Annotated in this window: 18 protein-coding genes and 1 pseudogene; 8 read left to right on the forward strand and 11 right to left on the reverse strand. The window is 69.2% G+C overall.

All coding sequences use genetic code 11. The annotated features are described in order from the left end of the window. Positions 1 to 44: 44 nt before the first annotated feature. The 4 genes from trkA (at position 45) to hflX (ending at position 4,599) form a co-directional block, all read left to right on the forward strand. Positions 45 to 1,421 carry a Trk system potassium transporter TrkA gene (trkA, locus tag ACQ5SP_RS07595; RefSeq protein ID WP_430937747.1) on the forward strand — a complete coding sequence of 459 codons (1,377 nt, stop codon included), beginning with the start codon at positions 45 to 47 and terminating at the stop codon, positions 1,419 to 1,421. Positions 1,422 to 1,425: 4 nt separating this feature from the next. Next, complete coding sequence (locus ACQ5SP_RS07600; RefSeq protein WP_430937748.1) at positions 1,426 to 2,937, forward strand: TrkH family potassium uptake protein; 1,512 nt, start codon at positions 1,426 to 1,428, stop codon at positions 2,935 to 2,937. Positions 2,938 to 3,076: 139 nt separating this feature from the next. Continuing rightward, the gene (hfq, locus tag ACQ5SP_RS07605; protein WP_430937749.1) at positions 3,077 to 3,316 is read left to right on the forward strand and encodes an RNA chaperone Hfq; all 240 of its coding nucleotides are present in this window, start codon (positions 3,077 to 3,079) and stop codon (positions 3,314 to 3,316) included. A gap of 26 nt (positions 3,317 to 3,342) precedes the next feature. Then, positions 3,343 to 4,599, forward strand: coding sequence for a GTPase HflX (gene hflX / locus ACQ5SP_RS07610; protein WP_430937750.1), 1,257 nt, complete (start codon positions 3,343 to 3,345; stop codon positions 4,597 to 4,599). Between the two features lie 6 nt (positions 4,600 to 4,605). Here hflX and ACQ5SP_RS07615 read toward each other — a convergent pair whose 3' ends face one another. Further along, positions 4,606 to 7,071, reverse strand: a complete 2,466-nt coding sequence (locus ACQ5SP_RS07615; RefSeq protein WP_430937751.1) for a penicillin acylase family protein — start codon at positions 7,069 to 7,071, stop codon at positions 4,606 to 4,608. A 51-nt stretch (positions 7,072 to 7,122) separates the two neighbouring features. Between ACQ5SP_RS07615 and ACQ5SP_RS07620 the strand changes: the two are divergent. After that, positions 7,123 to 8,031, forward strand: a pseudogene (locus ACQ5SP_RS07620) (NAD(P)-dependent oxidoreductase); the annotation flags it as partial. A gap of 34 nt (positions 8,032 to 8,065) precedes the next feature. Here the strand turns inward: ACQ5SP_RS07620 and ACQ5SP_RS07625 are convergent. Together ACQ5SP_RS07625 and hemB are read right to left on the reverse strand one after the other, a co-directional pair. Then, positions 8,066 to 8,626, reverse strand: coding sequence for a YSC84-related protein (locus ACQ5SP_RS07625; protein WP_430937752.1), 561 nt, complete (start codon positions 8,624 to 8,626; stop codon positions 8,066 to 8,068). Positions 8,627 to 8,767: 141 nt separating this feature from the next. Further along, entirely contained in the window at positions 8,768 to 9,769 is a 1,002-nt protein-coding gene (gene hemB / locus ACQ5SP_RS07630) for a porphobilinogen synthase (RefSeq protein ID WP_430937753.1), read from the reverse strand. 134 nt (positions 9,770 to 9,903) lie between these two features. Between hemB and ACQ5SP_RS07635 the strand changes: the two genes are divergently transcribed. Then, a complete protein-coding gene (locus ACQ5SP_RS07635; RefSeq protein WP_430937754.1) occupies positions 9,904 to 10,431 on the forward strand; it encodes a component of SufBCD complex in 528 nt (175 codons plus the stop codon). A 40-nt stretch (positions 10,432 to 10,471) separates the two neighbouring features. Continuing rightward, a complete protein-coding gene (gene mfd / locus ACQ5SP_RS07640) occupies positions 10,472 to 13,927 on the forward strand; it encodes a transcription-repair coupling factor (RefSeq protein ID WP_430937755.1) in 3,456 nt (1,151 codons plus the stop codon). A 3-nt stretch (positions 13,928 to 13,930) separates the two neighbouring features. Here the strand turns inward: mfd and ACQ5SP_RS07645 are convergent, their stop codons facing one another. The 3 genes from ACQ5SP_RS07645 to ACQ5SP_RS07655 are packed head-to-tail and all read right to left on the reverse strand — an operon-like array spanning position 13,931 to position 17,341. Continuing rightward, positions 13,931 to 15,178: a multidrug effflux MFS transporter gene (locus ACQ5SP_RS07645; RefSeq protein WP_430937756.1), complete on the reverse strand. Its 1,248-nt coding sequence runs from the start codon at positions 15,176 to 15,178 to the stop codon at positions 13,931 to 13,933. Beyond that, entirely contained in the window at positions 15,171 to 15,809 is a 639-nt protein-coding gene (locus tag ACQ5SP_RS07650) for a DsbA family oxidoreductase (RefSeq protein ID WP_430937757.1), read from the reverse strand. The genes ACQ5SP_RS07645 and ACQ5SP_RS07650 overlap by 8 nt, the downstream gene beginning before the upstream one ends. Continuing rightward, on the reverse strand, positions 15,806 to 17,341 hold the full coding sequence (locus ACQ5SP_RS07655) for a class I adenylate-forming enzyme family protein (RefSeq protein ID WP_430937758.1): 1,536 nt from the start codon (positions 17,339 to 17,341) through the stop codon (positions 15,806 to 15,808). The genes ACQ5SP_RS07650 and ACQ5SP_RS07655 overlap by 4 nt, the downstream gene beginning before the upstream one ends. Positions 17,342 to 17,406: 65 nt before the next feature. On the opposite strand from ACQ5SP_RS07655, the gene ACQ5SP_RS07660 reads away from it, so the two are divergent. Then, complete coding sequence (locus ACQ5SP_RS07660; protein ID WP_430937759.1) at positions 17,407 to 18,027, forward strand: helix-turn-helix domain-containing protein; 621 nt, start codon at positions 17,407 to 17,409, stop codon at positions 18,025 to 18,027. Here ACQ5SP_RS07660 and arsB read toward each other — a convergent pair. The 5 genes from arsB to ACQ5SP_RS07685 are packed head-to-tail and all read right to left on the reverse strand — an operon-like array spanning position 18,011 to position 23,289. Next, on the reverse strand, positions 18,011 to 19,051 hold the full coding sequence (arsB, locus tag ACQ5SP_RS07665) for an ACR3 family arsenite efflux transporter (RefSeq protein WP_430937760.1): 1,041 nt from the start codon (positions 19,049 to 19,051) through the stop codon (positions 18,011 to 18,013). The two genes, ACQ5SP_RS07660 and arsB, sit on opposite strands and share 17 nt — an antisense overlap. Before the next feature lie 9 nt (positions 19,052 to 19,060). After that, positions 19,061 to 20,332 (reverse strand): organoarsenical effux MFS transporter ArsJ, encoded by a 1,272-nt coding sequence (gene arsJ / locus ACQ5SP_RS07670; protein ID WP_430937761.1) that lies wholly within the window; start codon positions 20,330 to 20,332, stop codon positions 19,061 to 19,063. Continuing rightward, positions 20,329 to 21,327 carry an ArsJ-associated glyceraldehyde-3-phosphate dehydrogenase gene (locus ACQ5SP_RS07675; RefSeq protein WP_430937762.1) on the reverse strand — a complete coding sequence of 333 codons (999 nt, stop codon included), beginning with the start codon at positions 21,325 to 21,327 and terminating at the stop codon, positions 20,329 to 20,331. The genes arsJ and ACQ5SP_RS07675 overlap by 4 nt, the downstream gene beginning before the upstream one ends. Continuing rightward, entirely contained in the window at positions 21,324 to 22,184 is an 861-nt protein-coding gene (locus tag ACQ5SP_RS07680; RefSeq protein WP_430937763.1) for a helix-turn-helix domain-containing protein, read from the reverse strand. Before ACQ5SP_RS07680 ends, ACQ5SP_RS07675 begins: the two co-directional genes overlap by 4 nt. A 55-nt stretch (positions 22,185 to 22,239) precedes the next feature. Continuing rightward, positions 22,240 to 23,289 (reverse strand): patatin-like phospholipase family protein, encoded by a 1,050-nt coding sequence (locus ACQ5SP_RS07685; protein WP_430937764.1) that lies wholly within the window; start codon positions 23,287 to 23,289, stop codon positions 22,240 to 22,242. Positions 23,290 to 23,431 lie beyond the last annotated feature (142 nt).

A 23,431-nucleotide genomic window follows, 5' to 3' on the forward strand; every position in this document is an offset into this window, starting at 1 on the left:
GGCTCTGCCAAGAGGGGAGCCTGGACCGTTTTCGGGAGACCGTGATGAAGGTCATCATCTGTGGGGCCGGCCAGGTCGGGTGGCAGATCGCGCGCCACCTGTCCTCGGAACGCAACGATGTCACGGTCGTGGACAGCAACCCGGATCTGGTGCGCCGCGCGTCCGACACGCTGGACGTGCAGGGCATCACCGGCTTCGCCTCCTATCCCGACATCCTCGACCGCGCCGGTGCGCGCGACGCGGACATGATCATCGCCGCGACCCATTCCGACGAGGTCAACATGGTCACCTGCCAGGTGGCCCATTCCGTTTTCTCGGTGCCGCGCAAGATCGCGCGACTGCGCGCGCAGAGCTATCTGAACGCGATCTACTCGGATCTCTACCGGCGCGACCACCTGCCGATCGACGTGGTGATCAGCCCCGAGCGCGAGGTGGCCGAGGCCGCCCTGCAGCGGCTGTCCGCGCCGGCCACCTTCGATACCGAGAGCTTCCTCGAGGGCCAGGCGCAGCTGATCGGGCTGGTGCTGGACGAGACCTGCCCGGTGCTGCACACGCCGCTCCGCCAATTGTCGGAGCTGTTCTCGACGCTGCGGGCCATCGTGGTGGGCGTGCGCCGCGACCACACGCTCTTTACCCCCGATCCGGGAGACCAGCTTTTCCCCGGCGACCAGATCTACGTCTTCACCCATACGGAGGATCTGAACCGCACGCTCGAGATCTTCGGCAAGTCCACGAAAAAGCAGGAACGCGTGATCATCATCGGGGGCGGCAATGTCGGGCTCAGTGTCGCCAAGCGGCTGGAGGCCCGCGCCGAACGTATCCGCGCCAAGGTGATCGAGAAGAACCGGGCCATCGCGGAACGGGCGGCCGACGCGCTGGAGCGGACGATCGTGCTGAACGGCGACGGGCTCGACATGGAGTTGCTCGACGAGGCCAACGTGACCCGTGCGGACGCGGTCCTGGCGGTGACCGACGACGACAAGACGAACCTGCTGGCCTCGGTGCGGGCCAAGGCCGCGGGTTGCCCGCTGGCCATCGCGCTCGTCAACGATCCGTCGCTGACTTCGCTGATGAAGCCGCTCGACATCGACGCCTTCATCAACCCGCGGATCACAACGGTCAGTTCGATCCTGCGCCATATCCGCCACGGGCGGGTGCGCGCGATCTATTCCATCGGCGACGCCGAGGCCGAGGTCATCGAGGCGCAGGTGCTGTCGACCTCGCCCATCGCCGGCCAGCAGATCCGCGACATAGACTTCCCCGAGGGCGTGCTGGTGGGCGCGCTGATGAAACGGGGCAAGGTCGTGCGCCCGACCGGCAGCATGCGGATCGAGGAGGGGGACGTCATCACGCTGTTCGCCATGGCCGCGGACGTGGCCGAGGTCGAGCGGCTGCTCCAGGTCTCGATCGATTTTTTCTGAGCCGATGCGCGCGCTGCTTGATCTTCCGCTGTTCGTCATCCTGCTGGGCGTGGCGCTCCTGGCGATGTACGTGCCCGCGATCCATGGCGCCGTCGCCGGCGATTACGACATCGCGCGGTCATTCTTCTATCACGGCACGCTGGGCCTGTTCCTGACCGGCATGATGGCGCTGGCCACGCTGGGGTATCATCCGAAGAATTCCGCCAGGAGCCACCTGCTGGCGCTGGTGGCTGGCTTCGTCGCGCTGCCGGCGGTGCTGGCGCTGCCGATGGCCCAGGTCGTGGTCGACGCGCGCTTCGTCAATCTCTATTTCGACATGGTCGCCAGCCTGACCACGACCGGGGCCAGCGCCTTCGACGATCCGCGGCGGCTGGCGCCGACGCTGCACCTGTGGAAGGGGCTCGTCGCCTGGCTCGGCGGGTTCCTGTTCTGGCTGAGCGCGATCGCGATCATGGCGCCGCTGAACCTCGGCGGTTTCGAGGTCTTCGCCCGCGGGCCGGCCAGCCAGCAGGTGCGCGCCGGGGCGCAGATCCGCGTGGCCGACGCGACCGAGCGGCTGACCCGCTTTGCCGTCAAGCTCGTTCCGATCTATGGCGGGTTGACGCTCGTGCTCTGGGTCGGGCTGCTGATCCTCGGCGAAAGCGCGCTGGTGGCGCTCTGCCACGCGATGGCGACGATCTCGACCAGCGGGCTTTCCCCGGTCGGGGGGCTGGCCAATGCCGAAGCCGGGCTCGCCGGGGAGGCGCTGATCTTCGTCTTCCTGTTCTTCGCCGTCTCGCGCGCGACCTTCTCCGAGGGCCTGCGGCTCGGCACGCTGGCGCGGCTGCGGGCAGATCGCGAGTTCCAGCTCGCCGTCGCCATCGTGCTGCTGATCCCGGCCGTGCTGTTCCTGCGCCACTGGATCGGGGCGCTGGAGGTGAACGAGGACGAGAGCGTGATAGAGGGGCTGCACGCGCTCTGGGGCGGGGTGTTCACCGTGCTGTCCTTCCTGACGACGCACGGCTATGCCAGCCTCGACTGGGTGGCCGCGCGCGACTGGTCCGGCCTGCAGACACCGGGGCTGATCCTGATGGGGCTGGCGCTGACCGGGGGCGGGGTCGCCACCACCGCCGGCGGGGTGAAGCTGCTGCGGGTGCACGCGCTCTACAAGCACGGGATCCGCGAGATGGAAAAGCTGGTCCATCCCTCGTCGGTGGGGGGCGCCGGGGTGCAGTCGCGCCGCATCCGCCGCGAGGGCGCGCAGATCGCCTGGGTGTTCTTCATGCTGTTCCTGATCTCGGTCGGGCTGCTGATGATCATGCTGTCGCTGACCGGGCTGGATTTCGAGAGCGCGCTGACATTCTCGATCGCGGCGCTGTCGACCACCGGGCCGGTGGCGACCTTCGCGGCCGAGACGCCGCTGTCTTACGGAACGTTGACCGACGCGGCAAAGCTGATGCTGTCCGGGGCAATGATTCTCGGCCGGCTGGAGACGCTGGTGATTATCGCGTTGCTGAACCCGGATTTCTGGCGCTAGAGCGCCCGGCGCGACAGTTTCGACCGAGAAATCCCCATGATTCGGGTGGAAATTCCGCTCGCTCCCATCCATATTTGGGCGCGATGCATAACAACGGGCTGCCGCCGCCAAGGCAGACAAGACAAAAAGGCAACGAAGAATGGCCGCCGATAAACAGAATTTGCAAGACGCATTCCTGAACCACGTTCGCAAGACCAAGGTTCCCGTGACGATTTTCCTGATCAACGGTGTCAAGCTGCAGGGTGTCATCACCTGGTTCGACAATTTCTGCGTACTTCTGCGCCGCGACGGGCAATCGCAACTCGTCTACAAGCACGCGATCTCGACCGTGATGCCCGCGCAGCCGATCAATCTCTACGACGGGGACGCGGACAGCTGATGGCGCGCGTCTCGGACGGGGGCTAAGTGCGCGCCTACGTCCTTCACCCCGATATCCAGAACGAGCCGGAGCGCCGCGACCCGGCCTATGCGCTCGAAGAGGCGCTGGCGCTGGCCGAGGCGCTCGGCGACGTGGAGCTTGTCGGCGGCGAAATCGTCCCGCTGCCGCGGGCGCGGGCGGGCTACCTGTTCGGCAAGGGCAAGATCGCCGAGCTCGGCGCGCGGCTGGAGGCGGCCGAGATCGGGCTCGTCCTGGTCGACGGCCCCGTCACGCCGGTCCAGCAGCGCAATCTCGAACGCGAATGGAAGGTCAAGGTGCTGGATCGCACCGGGCTGATCCTCGAGATCTTCGCCGACCGCGCCCGCACCCGCGAGGGCGTGTTGCAGGTCGAGCTGGCGGCGCTCAGCTACCAGCGGACCCGGCTCGTCCGGGCCTGGACCCACCTCGAACGCCAGCGTGGCGGTCTCGGGTTCGTGGGCGGCCCCGGCGAGACGCAGATCGAGGCCGACCGCCGCGCCATCGACGAGCAGATCGTGCGGCTTCGCCGGCAGCTTGACAAGGTGGCCAAGACCCGTGGCCTGCATCGCGCCGCCCGGCGCAAGGTGCCTTATCCGGTGGTTGCCCTGGTGGGCTACACGAATGCCGGGAAGTCCACGATCTTCAACCGCTTGACCGGCGCCGATGTCATGGCCAAGGACATGCTCTTCGCCACGCTCGATCCCACGATGCGGGCGATCACCCTGCCGTCCGGCCGCGACGTCATCCTGAGCGATACGGTGGGCTTCATCTCGGATCTGCCGACGCAGCTCGTCGCGTCCTTCCGCGCGACCCTCGAAGAGGTTCTGGACGCCGACCTGATCCTGCATGTGCGCGATATCTCGCATCCCGAAACGGACGAACAGGCCGCCGATGTTCGCGAGATCCTCGACGATCTCGGCGTGGCGCGCGACCGGGCCGACCGGATGATCGAGATCTGGAACAAGATTGACCGCGTCGCCCCCGACCACCGCGCCGCGCTCGAGGCGCGGGCGGCGCGCGACCCACAGGTGCTGGCAGCCTCGGCCTGGACCGGCGACGGGATCGGCGCGCTCCAGGATGCCGTCGACGCGGCGCTGGCCGAGCCGGTCAGCACCGCGCATCTGCATCTCGGCTTCTCCGAGGGCCGGAAACGCGCCTGGCTCTACCAGCAGGGGGTGGTCGAGGACGAGGCGCAGACCGAGGACGGGCTCGACCTGACGGTCACCTGGACCGAAACCCAGGCGCGGCGTTTCGAGAAACTCTGAACCGTCTCAGCCGTCGCGCGGGCGCAGCACCGTGATGCCGACCGCCGCGGCCCGCGCGAGATCGGGGTCGAGCGACATCGGGATGTATTCGCCCCGCCGCCAGAGCTCGCCCAGGTCGTCGTAGTGGCGGGACAGGAAATGACCCGACTGCCCGGTCGAGATCACGAAGACGGAACTGTCGGGATCGGCGAAGTCGTAGACGCCGCGATAGCCTGCGCCGTGCACATTGGCAAAGGGATCGGGACCGCGGCCCACGGTGAGCCCGCGCAAGAGCGTGTTGTCGCCGCCGCTGGTGGACTGGCGGATGTTGACGAACCAGTTCAGGAGCGGCAGCTCGCCCAGCACCTGGTGATCATGGCGCGCCTGGTGGGCATCGCCCCAGCGCCAGCTCTCGACATTCTCGCCATAGCGTTCGGCCAGCCAGATCAACGCGTCGTCCAGGGCGAGGCGCGCGATATCGGTGCAGGTCTCGCGGCGGGTGGACTGGGCCACGTCGCACCATGCGGCCGCGCCGTCCACGTCGCGGAACACGCGCTCGATGAAAACCGGGTCGGGATGGGTGAACTCGGCGGCGAGCGGGCCCAGCTCGTCCTGCGAGAGGCGGTTCTGCAGTTCGCGCAGCCAGGCGGCGTAAATCAGCGGCTCGGGCAGGTGCTCGTTCATCTCGCCGTTCCAGTCGGCCAGCATGTCGAGCGCGCGCTGGCGCCGGCGTTCGGGCGTCCCGGCCGGGGCGGGGTCACCCGTGAACCAGAGATCGCGTGCGATCAGCGGCAGGAGTGCGCGCGCGGTGAAGGACACGGTGTCGAGCTGGCCCTCGATGAAGCTGTCGCGGGTGTGAACCTCGCGGTTCTTCATCAGGCGCAGCCAGCGCTGGATACGCTGGGTGTCGCCCCAGGCAAAACTGACATGCAGCGGGAAATCGCGGTCGATCACCTTGTTGTTGGTGTTCCCGACGATCCCGCCGGCGGGATCGGTGAAACGCGGGTTGACGGCATAGGGCAGGCGGCCCTGCCAGCGGTTCACCTCCTGCCAGCCGGGGGCGGGCAGGCGGCCGCTGGTGCGATGGCCGGGCAGGCGGCCGGGCATCGCGCCGACCATCTGCATCGCCACCCCGTCGGTATCGGCAATGGTCAGGTTCTGCGAGGGCGCGACGAAAAGTTCGCCGGCTTCCAGGGCTTCCGCGACGCTGCCGGCCCGCATCAGCCTGAGGCCGGCGGTCATCGAGGTGTCGGCGGCGTCCAGCGCGGTCCAGCCGATGGCCGCGACATGACCCTTGGGTGTCACCGCGGCCAGGTCGTAATGGCTGCCGGGCAAGACCGGGCCGTTTTCCGTCCAGCGCAGGGTCAGCGGCACCGCGGGGGCATCCTTGACCTCGATCAGGCTCTTGCGGGTCTCGAAGGGCACGTAGCCGTCGGGCGTGAGGTATTCCTGCGGATTGTCCGGGTTGAGCCGCTCGATGAACACGTCCTGGTCGTCCATGTAGGACGAGGTCAGCCCCCAGCCGAGCCGGGCGCTGCGCCCGGTCAGGATCAGCGGCATGCCGGGAATCGACCCGCCGATCACCCCGCCCGAGGACAGCTCGAGCCGGGCGAGATACCAGATCGAGGGCGCCGACAGGCCGAGATGCGGATCGTTGGCCAGCAGCGTGCCGCCGGCCGCGGCGCGCTCGGGCGCGGCCGCCCAGGCGTTGGACGCCCCGGCAAAGCCGCGCTCCGGCACCGGCGAGAGCGGATCGCGCGGCGCCTCCGGCAGGGCGGCATAGCGGGGCAGGCCGGGGAACAGCGCGGCGTAGTCGCTGAGCGCCGCGACCCCCTCGCCGGGCGCGTCGGGCATGATGTCGGCCACGCGCGCGTCGGCCAGCATCAGCGAGACCCGGGCGCGCAGCACCTCTTCGCTCAGGTGGCCGGAGAGTTGCAGCGCCATGATCTTCAGCACCGCAAGGCTGTCGGCGGGCTGCCAGGGGGCGATACGGTTCGAAAACAGGAAGAACTCCGGCGCGCCGCGGCCGAGCGCCTCGTCGTTGACGCGCCGGATCCAGGCGTTGACGCCCGCGGCATAGGCCTCGAGCGCGGCGCGGGTCTCGGCGTCCTGCGCCGCCACGGAATCCCGGGCCAGCCCGTAGAGATCGAAGCGCCGCAGCAGCTCGTCCGTGCGGACCGTGCGGCTGCCGAACAGCTCCGAGAGCCGGCCCTGCGCGGTGCGGCGCAGCATGGTCATCTGCCAGAGCCGGTCCTGCGCATGCGCGAAGCCCAGCCCGAAGAACACGTCCGCGTCGGTCCCGGCGAAGATGTGGGGAACGTTGTGGTTGTCGCGGACGATCTCGATGCGGCCCTCGGCGCCGGTCACGTCGTGACGCGCATCGTAGTCCGGCAGCGACCGGCCGGCGAGCCAGTAGACGAGGAAGGCCGCGACCAGCCCCAGCGCGGACAGCGCCAGGAAGGTCCGGAGAAGCCAGCGGAAGGTTCTTGCCATGCGACTCGCGCCAGTTGAGGGTGATGCGTCAGCAGTTTAGGTAGTTGGAAACGCCGCACGGCGCAAACGCAAGGGAGGATACGCATGGCGAATGTCGCTTTTCTGGGTCTCGGGGTGATGGGCTACCCGATGGCGGGGCATCTGGCGGCTGCCGGCCACGATGTCACGGTCTACAACCGCACCGCCGCCAAGGCGGAGGACTGGACCGCAACGCATGGCGGCGCGCATGCGCCGACGCCGGCCGAGGCCGCGCGGGGCGCCGATTTCGTCATGACCTGTGTCGGAAACGACGATGACCTGAGAGCGGTCTGCACCGGGCCCGACGGGGCGTTTGCCGGCATGGCGGCGGGCAGCGTCCTGGTCGATCACACGACCGTGTCGGCCGACGTCACGCGCGAGCTTTACGCCACGGCCGGGGACGCGGGAATCGCCTTCGTGGATGCGCCGATATCGGGCGGGCAGGCCGGCGCCGAGAATGCCCAGCTCGTGGTGATGTGCGGCGGCGACGCCGACGCCTACGGGCGCGCGGAACCCGTGATCGACGCCTATGCCAAGCTCTGCAAGCGGCTCGGCGAAAGCGGCGCGGGACAGATGACCAAGATGGTCAACCAGATTTGCATCGCCGGGCTGGTCCAGGGGTTGGCCGAAGGCTTGCATTTCGCCGAGAAAGCGGGGCTCGACGGGCGCGCGGTGGTCGACGTGATCGGCGGCGGGGCGGCCGGCAGCTGGCAGATGATCAACCGCTACGAGACCATGATCGACGACACGTTCGATTTCGGCTTCGCGGTGGACTGGATGCGCAAGGATCTCGGCATCTGCCTCGGCGAGGCCGACAACAACGGCGCGAGCCTGCCGGTCACGGCGCTGGTCGACCAGTTCTACAAGGATGTCCAGAAGCTGGGCGGCGGGCGCTGGGATACGTCCAGCCTGATCCGCCGGCTGCGCGCTCTGGAAAGCTGAGGACGGCGCGGCCGGACGGCCGCGCCGCGCAGGCTCAGCGCACGATGCGCGTGTACTTGTTGCCCTTGAGCGTCGCGCCCACGATCAGGCCGGACTGGCCGTAGACCACGGCGATGACCGGGGCGAGTTCGGTGGTGGTCTCGATGCCGAGGCTGGTGCCGCGCTCGGGCACCGCGTATTCCACGTCGCCGCCCACGGCCCAGCCGTCGGAGCCGCGGAAATCGGCCAGCGCGTCCGGGGTCATGAAGAACAGCGTGTGCGCGAATTGCTGCGCGCCGATCTGCAGCCCGAAGGTGGCCTGCGCGGTGGAATAGTAGTCCACGGTCACCCCGTCGATCAGCAGCGCGCCCTCGCCATAGGCGCCGCCGACCCCGAAGCCGGCCTTGGTGACCAGCGGCATGACCAGCATGCCGGAGGCTTTCGCGGCCAGGTCGCGGCTGCCCGGAACCTCGGAATACATCAGGTTGAGCGCGCGCTCCACGCGCATGTCGATGACGTCGCCCGCGCCGCTGCGCGTGCCGTTGCCGCAGCCCGCCACGACCGCGGTCGCGGCGCCCAGCCCGGCCAGGAATGTCCTGCGGTGATACCTGCTCATGTCTTGCCCTTTCAGCTTGCCCCGGTTGGCCCGGGCTTTATGCGCGCATCATAGGCGATCGCCGGGGCAGTGTCATCAGCAAGCGGCGTCACCGGCCGGCGCGGGCATATCCACGCCGCCGCCGCACCCACCGGGCGTGGATCAGGCCTCGGCGAGCAGGCGGGCGGCCTGCGGCGCGAAATAGGTCAGGATGCCGTCGCAGCCGGCCCGCTTGAACGCGCCGAGGCTTTCCATCATCGCGCCCTCGCCGTCGAGCCAGCCGTTCTGCGCCGCCGCCTGGATCATCGCGTATTCCCCCGAGACCTGGTAGGCGAAGGTCGGTGCGCCGAACGCGTCCTTCACGCGGCGGCAGATATCGAGATAGGGCATGCCCGGCTTGACCATCACCATGTCGGCGCCCTCGGCCAGGTCGCGCTCGACCAGGCGCAATGCCTCGTCGGTGTTGGCGGGATTCATCTGGTAGGTCTTCTTGTCGCCCTTGAGCGCCCCCGAGGCGCCCACCGCGTCGCGGAAGGGGCCGTAGAAGGCGGAGGCGTATTTCGCCGAATAGGCCATGATGGCGGTATCCTTGTGCCCTTCGCGCTCGAGCGAGTCGCGCATGCGCCGGATGCGGCCGTCCATCATGTCCGACGGGCCGAGTATATCGGCACCGGCCGCGGCCTGGGCCAGGGTCTGGCGTTCCAGCGCGTCCAGCGTCTCGTCGTTCAGCACCACGCCCTCCCGCACGAGCCCGTCATGGCCGTCGGCATTGTAGGGGTCGAGGGCCACGTCGAGCATCACCGCCACCTCGGGCACCGCGTCCTTTATCGCGCGGGTGGCGCGGTTCACGAGGTTGTCGGGGTTCCAGGCCTCGGCGCAGTCCGGGGTCTTGAGCGCGGGGTCGGTATAGGGAAAGAGCGCGATCACCGGGATGCCGAGATCCGCCGCCTCGCGCGCCGCGGCCGCGCAGCGGTCGACCGAGCGCCGCTCGACCCCGGGCATCGACGGTACGGGTTCGGCAAGGTCGGCGCCGTCGCGGACGAAGATCGGCCAGATCAGGTCGCCCGCGGACAGCGTCGTCTCCTGGACAAGCGCGCGCAGGGCGGGCGTGCGGCGCAGGCGGCGGAAACGGGCGAGCGGGTAGGGCGCGGCGGTGGGGCGCATGGGCTTTCCTCCTGTCTCGGGTCGATCCTGAGTTGCACGATCCCGCCCGTTGCGGCAAGACGAAACCCCGCGACGTGATGGGAATCCCCCGCCACGGGCGCTAAGCTCGCCGGACAACGGGATGAGGACACGCATTGGACTGGTATCTCACCGTATTCGAACTGATCGACATGCGGTCCTTCAGCAACCTCTGGTACTGGATCATGCTGGCGGTGCTGTGGTCGAGCGCGAGCCATTTCGTGATGGGTGTGCCCTTCGACCTGATCACCCGCGCCCGCCGGCACGGCGGCCGCGCGGCGGAGGACGTCGAGATCCTGGTCAGGGTCCAGTGCAACCGGCTGCTCTACATCTCCGAAGAGGCAGGCACCTGGCTGGTCGCGCTGGCGACCTTCGTGCTGGCCGGTCTCGGGACGCTCGGCTTCGGCTACGGGGTCGAGTTCTGCCAGGCGGTCTTTCTGATCCTCGCGCCGCTCGGCCTGGTGGGGCTGCTGTCGGTGCGGATGGCCCGACGCATCCGCGGCACGGCGGCCGAGGGCGAATGGCTCTACAAGCTCTTGCGGCGGCACCGGCTGGCCACCCAGGTCATCGGGATGCTGTCGATCTTCGTCACGGCCTTCTGGGGCATGTGGCACAACATGAACACGCAGGTTCTCGGCGGTTGACAATCCTGCCCCGATCCCTAGCTCGGCTCCGATGTCCCAGATGACCCCCCAAGGCGAACAGATCACGGTCGGCGGCGTGCCCGAGGGCTACGACGCGCGGCTCATCCTGCAAGAGATGGCGCGCACGGGACAGCCGGTGCTGCATGTCGCGCGCGACGACCGCCGCATGGCGGCCACGCGCCAGGCGCTCGCGTTCTTCAGCCCCGACGTCGCGGTGCTGGAATTCCCGGCCTGGGACTGCCTGCCCTATGACCGGGTCTCGCCGAACCCGGACATCTCGGCGGCGCGCATGGCCACGCTGGCGGCGCTGGCGCAGGGGATGCCCGGTCCCTTCGTTTTGCTGACCACGCTCAACGCCGCGATGCAGCGCCTGCCGGCCCGCGCGGTGGTGGAGGCGTCCAGCTTCACAGCGACCGTGGGCCGCCAGATCGACGAAGCAGCATTGCGCAACTTCTTGGTCCGCATGGGCTTTTCGCAGGCCCCCACGGTGATGGAGCCGGGCGACTACGCGATCCGGGGCGGGATCATCGACGTCTACCCGCCGGGCAGCGAGGGGCCGGTGCGGCTCGATCTGTTCGGCGACGTGCTCGACGGCGCGCGGCGCTTCGATCCGGGCAGCCAGCGCACCACGGCCCAGCTCGACCGGGTGGAGCTGGCACCGGTCTCGGAGATCATCCTCGACGAGGCCGCGATCACCCGGTTCCGCCAGAATTACCGGATCGAGTTCGGCGCCGCCGGCACCGACGACCCGCTCTACGAGGCCGTGAGCGCCGGGCGCAAGCACCAGGGGATGGAACACTGGCTTCCGTTCTTCCACGAGAGGCTGGAAACCCTGTTCGACTACCTGCCCGATGCCACCGTCTGCCTCGACGACCAGTCCGTCCCGGCGCGGCTCGCCCGCTGGGAGGCGATCGCGGACCAGTACGACGCCCGGCGCGAGGCGATGGGGCAGAAATCGCGCATCGACACCGTCTACAAGCCCTGTCCACCCGATCTGCTCTATCTCGACGAGGCCGCCTGGGACGCGGCCGTGGCCGATCACCGGGTCATGGCCTTCCACGTTCTGCCGCAGGGCTCAGGGCCGGGCGTCATCGATGCGGGCGGGCGGATCGGGCGCAGTTTCGCACCTGAGCGCCAGCAGGAAAACCTGAGCCTTTTCGGCGCCCTGGCAGATCATGTTCGCGCGAAGCGCCAAGCGGGTCAGGTGGTGATCGCCAGCTGGTCCGAGGGCGCGCGCGAGCGGTTGCAGGGGCTTCTCGAGGACCAGCAGATCGCCGACGCGGCACCGGTCGCCCATGCCCGCGACATCCCCGAGGGCCGGGGCGGGCTGTTCCTCGCGGTCTGGCCGCTGGAGGAGGGGTTCGAGGCCCGGGGCCTGACCGTGATCTCGGAACAGGACGTGCTGGGCGACCGGCTGATCCGCGCCCCGCGGAAACGTCGCCGGGCCGAGAATTTCCTGACCGAGACCCAGAGCCTCAGCCCCGGCGACCTGGTGGTCCATGTCGATCACGGGGTGGGGCGCTACAACGGGCTCGAGACGCTCGAGGCGATGGGCGCGCCCCATGAATGCCTGGCCCTCGAATATGCTGGCGGCGACCGGCTTTACCTGCCGGTGGAAAACGTCGAGCTGCTCAGCCGCTACGGACACGAGGAAGGGTTGCTCGACAAGCTTGGCGGCGGCGCGTGGCAGGCCAAGAAGGCGCGGCTCAAGGAACGCATCCGCGAGATGGCCGACAAGCTGATCCGCGTCGCGGCCGAGCGTGCGCTGCGCACGGCGCCGATCCTCGAACCGCCCGCGGATATGTGGGATGCCTTCTCGGCCCGTTTCCCCTACCAGGAAACCGATGACCAGCTCTCCGCGATCGAGGCGGTGCTCGCGGACATGGGATCGGGCGCCCCGATGGATCGGCTGATCTGCGGCGACGTGGGCTTCGGCAAGACCGAGGTGGCGATGCGCGCGGCTTTCGCGGCCGCCATGTCCGGCGTGCAGGTGGCGGTGATCGCGCCGACGACGCTGCTGGCGCGCCAGCATTACAACAGCTTCGCGGAGCGCTTCCGGGGCTTTCCCGTGAATGTGCGCCAGCTGTCGCGTTTCGTCGGCCAGAAAGAGGCCGCCGAGACCCGCAAGGGCATCGCCGAGGGCACGGTGGACATCGCCATCGGCACCCATGCGCTGCTCGCCAAGACGGTCAGGTTCAAGAACCTCGGCCTGCTGGTCATCGACGAAGAGCAGCATTTCGGCGTCGCCCACAAGGAACGCCTGAAAAGCCTGCGCACGGATATCCACGTGCTGACCCTGACGGCCACGCCGATCCCGCGGACGCTGCAGATGTCGCTGTCGGGCGTGCGCGAGCTGTCGATCATCGGCACGCCGCCCGTCGACCGGCTGGCGATCCGGACCTATGTCAGCGAGTTCGATGCGGTCACCGTGCGCGAGGCGCTGCTGCGCGAGCATTACCGCGGCGGGCAGAGCTTCTTCGTCGTGCCGCGGGTGCGGGACCTGGGCGAGATGGAGGAGTTCCTCTCCGAGCAGGTGCCCGAAGTCTCCTATGTCGTGGCCCACGGGCAGATGGCGGCGGGCGAGCTCGACGATCGCATGAACGCCTTCTACGACGGGAAATACGACGTTCTGCTGGCCACGACGATCGTGGAGTCGGGGCTCGATATCCCGACCGCCAACACCATGATCGTGCACCGCGCCGACATGTTCGGCCTCGCCCAGCTCTACCAGATCCGGGGGCGCGTCGGCCGCGCCAAGACGCGGGCCTATGCCTATCTGACGACGAAGCCCCGCGCGCCGCTGACGCCCACGGCCGAAAAGCGGCTGCGCGTCCTCGGCTCGCTCGACAGTCTCGGGGCGGGGTTCACGCTGGCCAGCCAGGATCTCGACATCCGGGGTGCGGGCAACCTGATCGGCGAGGAACAGTCCGGCCAGATGCGCGAGGTCGGCTTCGAGCTGTACCAGTCGATGCTCGAAGAGGCTGTCGCGAAGATCAAGTCGGGCGAGATGGAGGGCATCTCGGAGGTGGACGACCAGTGGGCGCCGCAGATCAATCTCGGCGTTCCGGTCCTGATCCCCGAGGATTACGTCCCCGACCTGGACGTGCGGCTTGGGCTCTACCGGCGGCTGTCGGAACTGACCACGAAGGTCGAACTCGAAGGTTTCGCGGCGGAACTCATCGACCGTTTCGGCACGCTGCCGAAGGAGGTGAATACGCTGCTGCTGATCGTGCGGATCAAGGCGATGTGCAAGCGCGCGGGCATCGCGCGGCTGGACGGCGGCCCCAAGGGTGCGACGGTGCAGTTCCACAACGACAAGTTCGCGAACCCGCAGGGGCTGGTCGAGTTCATCCAGTCCCAGCATGGCCGGGCCCGGGTGAAGGACAACAAGATCGTGCTGCGCCGCGACTGGCGCAAGGACAGCGACAAGATCAAGGGCGCCTTCGCCATCGCCCGCGACCTGGCCGAGAAGGCGGCGGCGCAAAAGGCCGCCTAGGCCTCAGCCCGGTTCGGCCTCGGCCTCCTTGGCGTTTGTCAGCATGAGGACGAGCGCCAGCGCCGAACAGACCGTGACACCGACGGTCAGCGGCAGCGGCGTGCCGTCATAGGCCAGGCCGATCGGGATCGCGATGGCCACCGCCAGGATCGTCGAGACCGACCCCACGATCGCGGCTGCAAAGCCCGCGATGTGTCCCATCGGCTCCAGCGCCAGGGCGTTCAGGTTGCCGAAGGTCAGCCCCACCATGAAGAACGCCACGCACATATAGGCGAAGAAGGCGGGAAACAGCCAGTCATAGGGCAGCGCCCCGGCCGAGAGTGCCGTCGAGAGCACCCCCGAGACCGCGAACTGCATCATGAAGGCGGCGGTGGCGAGCTTCCGCATCCCGAGCCGCATCACCAGCTTCGCGTTGACCACGCTGGCCGTGCCGGCAAAGGCGGCGACGCCCGCGAACCAGTAGGGAAAGCTCTCGCCGCGGTCCAGCACCTCGGTAAAGATCTGCGGGGCGGAGGACAGGAAGGCGAACATCTGCCCGAAGCCCAGCGACAGCGCGGCCGTGTAGGTCACCACCACGCGCGAGCCAAGGACCTCGCCCAGCGCCGACAGCAGCGCCGGCAGGCGCAGCGCGCGGCGCCGGTCGGGTGGCAGAGTTTCCGGCTGGCGAAGCGTCAGCCAGCTGCCAGAGATCAGCCCGAAAGCCACGAAGGACAGGAACACCGCGCGCCAGGAAAAGGCATCGATGATCAGCGCGCCGATGGATGGCGCGACCGCGGGGACCAGGATGAACACCATCATCACGAAGGACATGACCCGCGCCATGGCCCGGCCCGCGAAGAGATCACGCACCATGGCCAGCGTCACGACCCGCGGCGCCGAGGCGCCGAGCCCCTGGACGAAGCGCGCCGCGAGCAGCACTTCCAGCGACGGCGCCGTCGCGGCCACCAGCGCGGCGACGATATAGACGGCGATGCCCGCCACGACCACCGGCTTGCGTCCATAGGCGTCCGAGAGCGGGCCGGTGAAGAAGGTGCCGATCCCCATGCCCAGCACGAAGATGGTGACGATCAGCTGCGCGCGGTTGACGTCTTCGGGCGTCAGTTCCTCGCCGATCACGGTCAGCGCGGGCAGCATCGCGTCGATGGAAAACGCGATGGTGGAAAACAGCATCGCCAGCAGCGCCACGAATTCCGTGAACGAGAGGGAGCGGTCCGCGACCGCGGCGTCCCGGGTGGAGGCGGGCTCAGTCATCCGGCGTTCCCGCCAGTTCCGCGATGACGTTTTCCCAGAGTTCGGGCGGCTGTGCGCCCGGCACCACGTGGGTATTGGCCACCACGAAGGTCGGCACGCCGGTCACGCCCCGCGCGCGGGCATGGTCATCGCGGGCGCGGATCTCGTCGAGATCGGCATCGCCCTCCAGCAGGGTGCGGGTCATCTCCACGTCCATGCCGGCCTTGTCCGCGACGGACAGCAGAACCTCCGGCTCGCCGATATCGCGGCCCTCGCGGAAATACGCCCGGAACAGGAACGATACGACCGGTGTCTGCCGGCCCTCGATTCCGGCCCAGTGGATCAGCCGGTGCGCGTCGAGCGTGTTGGGCGTGCGGGTGATGGTCGACCAGTCGATTTCCAGCCCGGCGGCCTCGGCGGCCTCGGCGATCTTGGCATAGACCTCGGCCGCGCGATCCTTGCCGCCGAACTTGGCCTCGAGATAGGCGGCGCGGTCCATGCCTTCGCGGGGCATGTCCGGGTTCAGCTGGAAGGGGTGCCATTCGATTGCGAAGGGGTGCTCGGGATGTTTCGCCAGCGCCCGGTCCAGCCAGCTCTTGCCGATATAGCACCAGGGGCAGATCGGGTCGGAGAGGATGTCGAGCTTGATCATGTGCCGTGTCCTTTCCAGCCCTCTCGGAGAGCCTTGCGCCGGATCTTGCCGTTGGCGCCCTTGGGCAGGGCGTCGAGGTGGACGAAAAGCCGGGGGCACTTGTACCGGGCCAGCCGCGCGGCGCACCAGGCGTCCAGGTCGGCCGTGTCGAGCGCGGTCTCGGCGGCGTAGAAGCCCGCGATGACCTCGGCGCCGGCCTTGACCTCGACCGTCGTGGCCGCGGCCTCGGAAATCGCCGGATGCGCGGTCAGGGCCGCCTCCACCTCGAGCGGCGAGACGCGGAAGCCGCCGGCGTTCATCATGTCGTCGTCCCGGCCCAAATAGGTTACCGAGCCGTCCGCCGCCATCGCGACCGTGTCGCCGGTCAGGAACCACTCGCCCGAGAACCGCGCCGCCGTCTCGGCCTCGGCGCCGCGATAGCCCAGCATGAGGCCCGGGTCGCGCTTCGCGACGGCCAGCACGCCGGGCGTGCCGACGGGCACGGGCTGGCAGGTCTCTTCGGACAGCACCGCCACGCGGCGGCCCGGCTGCGGGCGGCCCGAGCTGCCCTGCGCCGGCGGGTTCGACGGGCTGCCGGAGATGAAGGTCGAACACTCGGACATGCCGAGCGCCTCGTAGATGCCGGTGCCGCTGCGGTCCTGCCATTCCATGGCGACGGCCGGCGGCAGCTTTTCGCCGGCCGAAAGCGCGTGGCGCAGGCCGGGGATTTGCAGGTCGGCATCCGTCTCCACGATCTGGCGGATCACCCCGGGGGCGGCGGCGAAGATCGTGGCCCCGTAGCGCCGCAGAAGCAGCGGCAGGCTGTAGCGATCCGCGCCGGGCCCCGGGATCAGCGCCGTGGCGCCCACGGACCACGGATCCATCAGCCCCGTGCCCAGCGTGTAGGTCCAGTTGAAGGCACCGGCATGAAGCAGGCGGTCGTCCTCGGTCAGGCCGTACCAGCCCTGCCACATCATGCGGCGCGCCCAGATCGCGCGGTGGGCATGCATCACGGCGCGCGGCTGGCCCGAGGTGCCGGAGGTGTAGATGATGTAGCCGAGCCGGCCCGGATCACCCATCGCGTAGTCCGCCGGCGGGTTGTCGTGCATGTCGTGCAGCCGGGACGCTGGCAGGACCGGGCAGGGGGTGTCGTCCGGCACCGCCACGCCGGTGCCCTGGACGATCAGCGCCGGCGCGAGCCCGGGCAGCAGTTTTTCCACCTCCGCCGCGGTCAGCTGCGAGGAGGTGGGCACCGGCACCAGGTCAACCGCCAGCGCCGCGAGGAACAGGATCGGGAATTCCACCGTGTTCCCGAGCCGCATCAGCACCCGGTCACCGGGTACGAGGCCCATCTCCAGGAGGCCCGTGGCCGTGCCGCGCACGGCGGCCTCGAGCCGGGCATAGCTCCAGCGTTCGGCGCCGCGCGGGGTGACGACCGACAGGGCCACCTTGTCCGGCCGGTCGGCCGCATGGGCAAGCACATAGGCGGCCATGTTGAAGGGCGCGGGGCAGGGGGGCGGCGGCCCCTCGTCGAAGAGCGAGACGGTCAGCATGGCGCCGGTGCTATGCCGCCCCGGTCGGAGTTGCAAGCCCGCAGGGTGCGCACTAGAACCTGCCCATGAGCGATACCGAACCGAGCCTGATCCGCCTCGCCCGCGAAAGCGGCGCAGAGACCCAAGTCGCCCCGCTCCGGCTTGGCCCGCGCGTGCGCGAGCTGCGCAAGGCCCGGGGCTGGACGCTGGAACAGGCGGCGCGGGCGGCCGGGCTCGCACGCTCGACGCTGTCCAAGATCGAGAACGGGCAGATGTCGCCCACCTACGAGGCGATGCGCAAGCTGGCCGAAGGCCTCGGCATCGGGATGCCGCAGCTTTTCGAGCCGCCGCGCCGCCAGCAGGTGCTGGGTCGGATGGATGTCACGCGCTCGGGCGAGGGCGCGGCGCATCCGACACCCACCTACGAGCACGAGCTGCTCGCCGCCGGGCTCACGCGCAAGCGCATGCTGCCCTACCGGGCGCGGGTGCGCGCCCGAAGCATGGACGATTTCGATGGCTGGGTGCGCCATGACGGCGAGGAATTCCTCTACGTCCTGACCGGCGCGGTCCGGCTTTACACGGAATTCTACGAACCCGTCGAGATGCGCCGCGGCGACAGCGCCTATTACGACGCCTCGATGGGTCACAACGTGATCTCCGTCAGCGACGACGACGCCACGATCCTCTGGGTCACGTCGCTCGGCTAGCGGGGGCGTCGGCCTCCGGGAACCAGTGGCGCGTCCGGTTGGCCACGGCCACCAGCGACAGCATGACCGGCACCTCGACCAGCACACCCACCACCGTCGCCAGCGCCGCGCCGGAATTGAGCCCGAAGAGCGAGATCGCCACGGCCACCGCCAGTTCGAAGAAATTCGACGTGCCGATCAGGCAAGCGGGCGCGGCCACGCGATGCGGCAGGCGCAGCGCCAGCGCGCCGGCATAGGCCAGCACGAAGATGCCGTAGGTCTGGATCAGGAGCGGCACCGCGATCAGCCCGATGGCGAAGGGGTTGGCCAGGATCTTGCCCGCCTGGAAGCCGAAGAGCAGCACCACCGTGGCGACCAGCCCGATCACCGACCAAGGCTTGACCCGTCCGAGGAAGGCCTCGACCCCGCCTCTGCGCCGCTCCAGCCTGCGGCGCGTGACGATCCCCGCCACGAGCGGCAGAACAACGTAGAGCACGACCGACAACAGCAGGGTCTGCCAGGGCACCGCCACCTCGGTCACGCCGAGCAGGAAGGCCGCGATGGGGGCGAAGGCGAAGACCATGACGACGTCGTTCACCGAGACCTGCAACAGCGTGTAGTTCGGATCGCCCTTGGTCAGCTGCGACCAGACGAACACCATGGCCGTGCAGGGTGCGACGCCCAGCAGGATCATCCCCGCGATGTATTGCGTCGCGTCCTCGGGCGCGACGAGATCGGCCCAGATCACCCGGAAGAACAGCCACCCCAGCGCGGCCATGGTAAAGGGCTTGATCAGCCAGTTGACGACCAGCGTCAGCGCAAGGCCCTTGGGCCGGCGCCCGACCGCGCGGATCGCGCCGAAATCGACCTGGACCATCATCGGGTAGATCATCACCCAGATCAGCACCGCGACGACGAGGTTGACGCGGGCGATCTCCAGCCCCGCCAGCGCCGCGAAAAGTCCCGGAAACAGCGTGCCGAGCCCGACGCCGGCGGCGATGGCCAGCCCGACCCAGACCGTCAGGTAGCGTTCAAAAGCGCCCATATCCGTCCCTTACCCCTGGCGGGCCGCGGCCGCCGTGCCGCCGCGCGCGAGCCCGCCCGCGCAGATCCAGCTCAGCGCGGCCATCGTCGCGGCGGTGCCCAGGCATCCCGCGAGCCCGGCCAGCTGGTAGCTCGCGCCGGACAGCACGGTGCCCAGCAGCCGCCCCGTCGCGTTGGCCATGTAATAGAAGCCGACATCCATCGTCACCCTCTTGTCCTCGGTGAAGGCGAGGATGAGGTAGGAATGAAGCGAGGAATTCACCGCGAAGACCGCGCCGAAGGCCAGCAAGCCCGCGATCAGCGTGACGGTCAACCACGGCGCCGGGTCGCCGGCGGCGGCCACCGTGACCGCCAGCGCCGCGACGATCGCCGTCAGCCCCCCGACCCAGCGCCGCGCCTCGCGCACGATCTCGGCCTGCGGGCGGCTGGCCGCGCGCAGCAAGCGCGGCGCCCAGGCCTGCACCCCCCCGTAGAGGATGATCCAGACCGCCATGAAGCTGCCGATGGTGAAGAAGGCGGCGCGGTTCCCGGCCTCCGACCCGTCCGACAGCACGGCGTAGAAATAGACCGGGATGCCGACGACGAACCACACGTCGCGCGCACCGAACAGGAAGACCCGCGCCGCCGAAAGCCAGTTGACGTTCCGGTTCCGCGAGAAGACTTCGCGGATCCGGGCGTCCTTGCGGCCCGTCGGAAGGCCGCGCGGCATGCCGATCAGCACGGCGACCAGGATCACCGCCAGAACCGCCGCCATGCCGAGCACCGCCGGCACGAAGCCCGCCACCGCCAGCAGCGCGGCCCCCAGCAGGAAGCCGAGCCCCTTGACCGCGTTCTTCGAGCCGGTCAGCCATGCCACCCACCGGAAGAGCCCGCCGGCCTCTTTCGGCGCCAGCAGCTTCACCGCCGATTTCGACGACATCTTGGCGAGATCCTTGGCCACGCCCGACGCGCCCTGGACGACCATCACATAGGCGACCGAGAGCCCCATCGCCCAGCCCGGGTCGAGCCGCGCCAGCGCCAGCAGCGCGAGAACCTGCAGCCCGAGACCCGCGTAAAGTGTCGAGGTCAGCCCGAAACGCGCCGCGATCCAGCCCGCCGAGAGGTTGGTGATCACGCCGGCGATCTCGTAGAGCACGAAGAGATAGGCAAGCTGCACCGGCGAGAAGCCCAGCGTGTGGAAGTGCAGCAGCACCAGCATGCGCAGCGCCCCGTCGGTCAGCATGAAGGCCCAGTAGGCCGCCGTGACCGCGATATAGGCCGAGAGCCCGTCGGGCCGGGTCACGGCGCCGCCCCGACCATCAGCGCGACGTCCACCAGGCGTTGGGCATAGCCCCACTCGTTGTCGTACCAGGCATAGACCTTCACCTGGGTGCCGTTCACCACCATGGTCGACGGGGCGTCCACGATCGAGGAGCGCGGATCGTTGGTGTAGTCGGTCGAGACGAGCGGCCGTTCCTCGTAGCCGAGAATGCCCTTCAGCGGGCCTTCGGCCGCGGCCTTGAAGAGCGCGTTGACCTCCGCGACCGTCGTCTCGCGCGCGACCTCGAACACGCAATCGGTGAGCGAGGCATTCAGCAGCGGCACCCGCACCGCATGGCCGTTCAGCTTCCCGGTCAGTTCCGGGTAAATCAGCGTGATGGCGGTGGCGCTGCCGGTGGTGGTGGGGATCAGGCTGTTCAGCGCCGAGCGCGCCCGGCGCAGATCCTTGGCCGGCCGATCGACGATCGTCTGGGTGTTGGTGACGTCGTGGATCGTGGTCATCGAGCCGTGGGTGATGCCGATCCCCTCATGTATCACCTTCACCACCGGCGCCAGACAGTTGGTGGTGCAGCTCGCCGCGGTGACGATCCGGTGCCGCGCCGGGTCGTAGATGTCGTGGTTGACGCCGTAGACCAGGTTGGCGGCCGAGTCTTCCTTCACCGGGGCGGACACCACGACGCGCTTGACCCCGGCCTCGAAATAGGGGGCGAGCCGCGCCTCGGTCTTGAAGGCGCCGGTGCAATCGATCACCACGTCCACGCCGTCGAGCGGCAGGTCCTCGATGCGCCGCGCGTTCAGGACGGGCAGGCGGGTTCCGTCGATGCTGAGGCTCTCGGCGTCATGCGCGAATTCCGCGGGCCAGCGCCCGTGCACCGTGTCGAATTCCAGAAGGTGGGCATGCATTTCCGGATCGCCCGTGGCGTCGTTGATCCAGGCGATCTCCGCGCCGCGTTCCAGCAGGGGGCGCAGCGCCAGTTTCCCGATCCGGCCGAGCCCGTTGAGGGCATAGGTGGTCATGCGGTGGTCTCCTCGTTCCCGGCGGCGGCGATCCGGTCGACGGCGCTCTGCCGGGCCACGCGGTCCAGCGTTTCCAGCGGCAGCGCCGCGAAGGCCCGGATCCGGTTGCGCAGCGCGCCATAGGCCTGCTGGAAGGCCAGCCGCTTCTCGGCATCCGTGCCGGTCGCCTTGACCGGGTCGGGCATGCCCCAATGCGCGGTGACGGGCTGGCCTTCCCAGGCCGGGCATTCCTCGTTCGCGGCCTGGTCGCAGACCGTGAAGACGAAATCCAGCAGGGGCGCCTCGGCCCCCTGGAACTCGGAGACGTTCTTCGCCCGCAGCGCCGAGACGTCGTGACCCTTGGCCTCGAGCATCTCGACGGCGAAGGGATTGAGCTCGGAATAGGGACGCGTTCCGGCGGAATGGGCGACGAAACGGTCGCCCGCCTCGGCCCGCAGGATCGATTCGGCGAAGATCGACCGGGCGGAGTTCCCGGTACAGATGAACAGCACGTTCAGGCGGCGGTCGGACATGGGGTCTGTCTCCTCTGGGGCAAGGGCGGCGGCGGTCCGGGGCGCACAGAGCGCGGGGCGGCCCCGGCAGCAATCGGCGGCGAGGAAATCGATCAGGGCGCCCGCCCGGGCCATGTCGACCCGGTAATAGATGGCCTTGCCGCGCCGCTCGGACGTGACGAGACCCGCCTCGGCCAGCGCCGAGAGATAGACCGAGAGCGTGTTCGGCTTCAGCGCGAGCGCCTCGGCCATCTCGCCGGGGCGGACCGCGCCCGGCGCGCGTCGGGCGAGCAGGCGGAACACGCCCAGCCGGCCGGGATGGCCGAGCGTGGCGAGGCTGCGGGCTTGCGATTCGATCGTTTCCATATTTCATGAATATTGGAAACGAGCGTCGCCGCCAAGTGAAGCTTTCGTGACGGTCTCAGCCGAAGGTGGCCGGCAGGTCGACCGATCCGCGCCGGCCGAGATCCGCCGCATGCGCATCCAGGAAGGCAGAGGCCGCCGCGCGTCCGGCCGCCTTCAGACGATGGAGCACGACCGGCGTCGGAACCAGTTTCGTCGCCACGGAGAGCTGGGTCATCAGCGCGTCGTCGGCGATCATGTGAAGCCGCACGTCCTTCATGGCGTCGTGCTCCACGCGGCCCTCGGCGATCAGGCGTTTCGCGAAGGCGATGGCGCGCAGTTCGCGCAGCAGCGCGGCGTTGAAGCTGATCTCGTTGATCCGGTTCTGGATGTCGCGCGCGGTGACCGGCACGCGCTCGCGGTGCAGCGGGTTGATGTTCACCACCACGATGTCGTCGGGCAGGGCGGGGTCGAAGAGCGGGAAAAGCGCGGGGTTGCCGGTGTAGCCGCCATCCCAGAACGCCTCCCGCCGCCCGGTCCGCGGATCGTCCCATTCGACCGCGCGGAACAGCGTCGGCAGGCAGGCCGAGGCGAGGATCGTGTCGGTGCAGATTTCATCCCCCTCGAAGACGCGGATCTTGCCCGTCCGCACATTGGTCGCGCAGACATAAAGCGCCGGACCGTCATCGGCGCAGACGCTGGCCCAGTGGAACCGCCGCACGATCCGGCGCAGCGGGTTGTCCATCGGCAGGCCATAGGGGCTCAGCATGCGCGCGACCCCGTCGGCAAGGTTGAACCCGGGCGAAAGCTCCACGAGGTCCGAGAGGATCCCGGCCTCGGGGCTCGCGGCGCTCATCCAGCCGGCCAGGGCCTCGTTGCGCAGCGCGCCCACCTGCTGCCAGAGCCAGTCGAGATTGCGCCGGGCCCCCGCGCGCCCGCCCTCGATCAGCCCGGCCTTGAGCGCGGCCCCGTTGAGCGCCCCGGCCGAGGTCGCCGAGATCCCGGCGATCTCGATCTCCTCGGCGTCGAGCAGGCGGTCCAGCACCCCCCAGGTGAAGGCGCCATGCGCACCGCCGCCCTGCAGGCCGAGAGTGATGCGGATCGCCCCGCCCATGCCGTGCCCCTTCATCGTTCCGGAAATATCCTCGGGGGGTGGGGGGGGGGGGAAGCCACCCCCCCCCCCCCCCCCCCCCCCCCCCCCCCCCCCCCCCCCCCCCCCCCCCCCCCCCCCCCCCCCCCCCCCCCCCCCCCCCCCCCCAAAAAAACCCCCC

Origin of the sequence: Rhodovulum sp. YNF3179 (genome assembly GCF_050586465.1) — a bacterium.
Classification (GTDB): domain Bacteria; phylum Pseudomonadota; class Alphaproteobacteria; order Rhodobacterales; family Rhodobacteraceae; genus CAJXYS01.

Bases quoted from the DNA above. Each gene is read 5' to 3' on its own strand.
- ACQ5SP_RS07680 (WP_430937763.1), bottom strand. From the start codon at position 22,184: ATGGAAACGATCGAATCGCAAGCCCGCAGCCTCGCCACGCTCGGCCAT.
- ACQ5SP_RS07650 (WP_430937757.1), bottom strand. From the start codon at position 15,809: ATGATCAAGCTCGACATCCTCTCCGACCCGATCTGCCCCTGGTGCTAT.
- ACQ5SP_RS07600 (WP_430937748.1), top strand. From the start codon at position 1,426: ATGCGCGCGCTGCTTGATCTTCCGCTGTTCGTCATCCTGCTGGGCGTG.
- mfd (WP_430937755.1), top strand. From the start codon at position 10,472: ATGACCCCCCAAGGCGAACAGATCACGGTCGGCGGCGTGCCCGAGGGC.
- ACQ5SP_RS07675 (WP_430937762.1), bottom strand. From the start codon at position 21,327: ATGACCACCTATGCCCTCAACGGGCTCGGCCGGATCGGGAAACTGGCG.
- arsB (WP_430937760.1), bottom strand. From the start codon at position 19,051: ATGGGCGCTTTTGAACGCTACCTGACGGTCTGGGTCGGGCTGGCCATC.
- ACQ5SP_RS07655 (WP_430937758.1), bottom strand. From the start codon at position 17,341: ATGCTGACCGTCTCGCTCTTCGACGAGGGGCCGCCGCCCCCCTGCCCC.
- ACQ5SP_RS07660 (WP_430937759.1), top strand. From the start codon at position 17,407: ATGAGCGATACCGAACCGAGCCTGATCCGCCTCGCCCGCGAAAGCGGC.
- hfq (WP_430937749.1), top strand. From the start codon at position 3,077: ATGGCCGCCGATAAACAGAATTTGCAAGACGCATTCCTGAACCACGTT.
- ACQ5SP_RS07625 (WP_430937752.1), bottom strand. From the start codon at position 8,626: ATGAGCAGGTATCACCGCAGGACATTCCTGGCCGGGCTGGGCGCCGCG.
- ACQ5SP_RS07645 (WP_430937756.1), bottom strand. From the start codon at position 15,178: ATGACTGAGCCCGCCTCCACCCGGGACGCCGCGGTCGCGGACCGCTCC.
- ACQ5SP_RS07685 (WP_430937764.1), bottom strand. From the start codon at position 23,289: ATGAAGGGGCACGGCATGGGCGGGGCGATCCGCATCACTCTCGGCCTG.
- trkA (WP_430937747.1), top strand. From the start codon at position 45: ATGAAGGTCATCATCTGTGGGGCCGGCCAGGTCGGGTGGCAGATCGCG.
- ACQ5SP_RS07615 (WP_430937751.1), bottom strand. From the start codon at position 7,071: ATGGCAAGAACCTTCCGCTGGCTTCTCCGGACCTTCCTGGCGCTGTCC.
- hemB (WP_430937753.1), bottom strand. From the start codon at position 9,769: ATGCGCCCCACCGCCGCGCCCTACCCGCTCGCCCGTTTCCGCCGCCTG.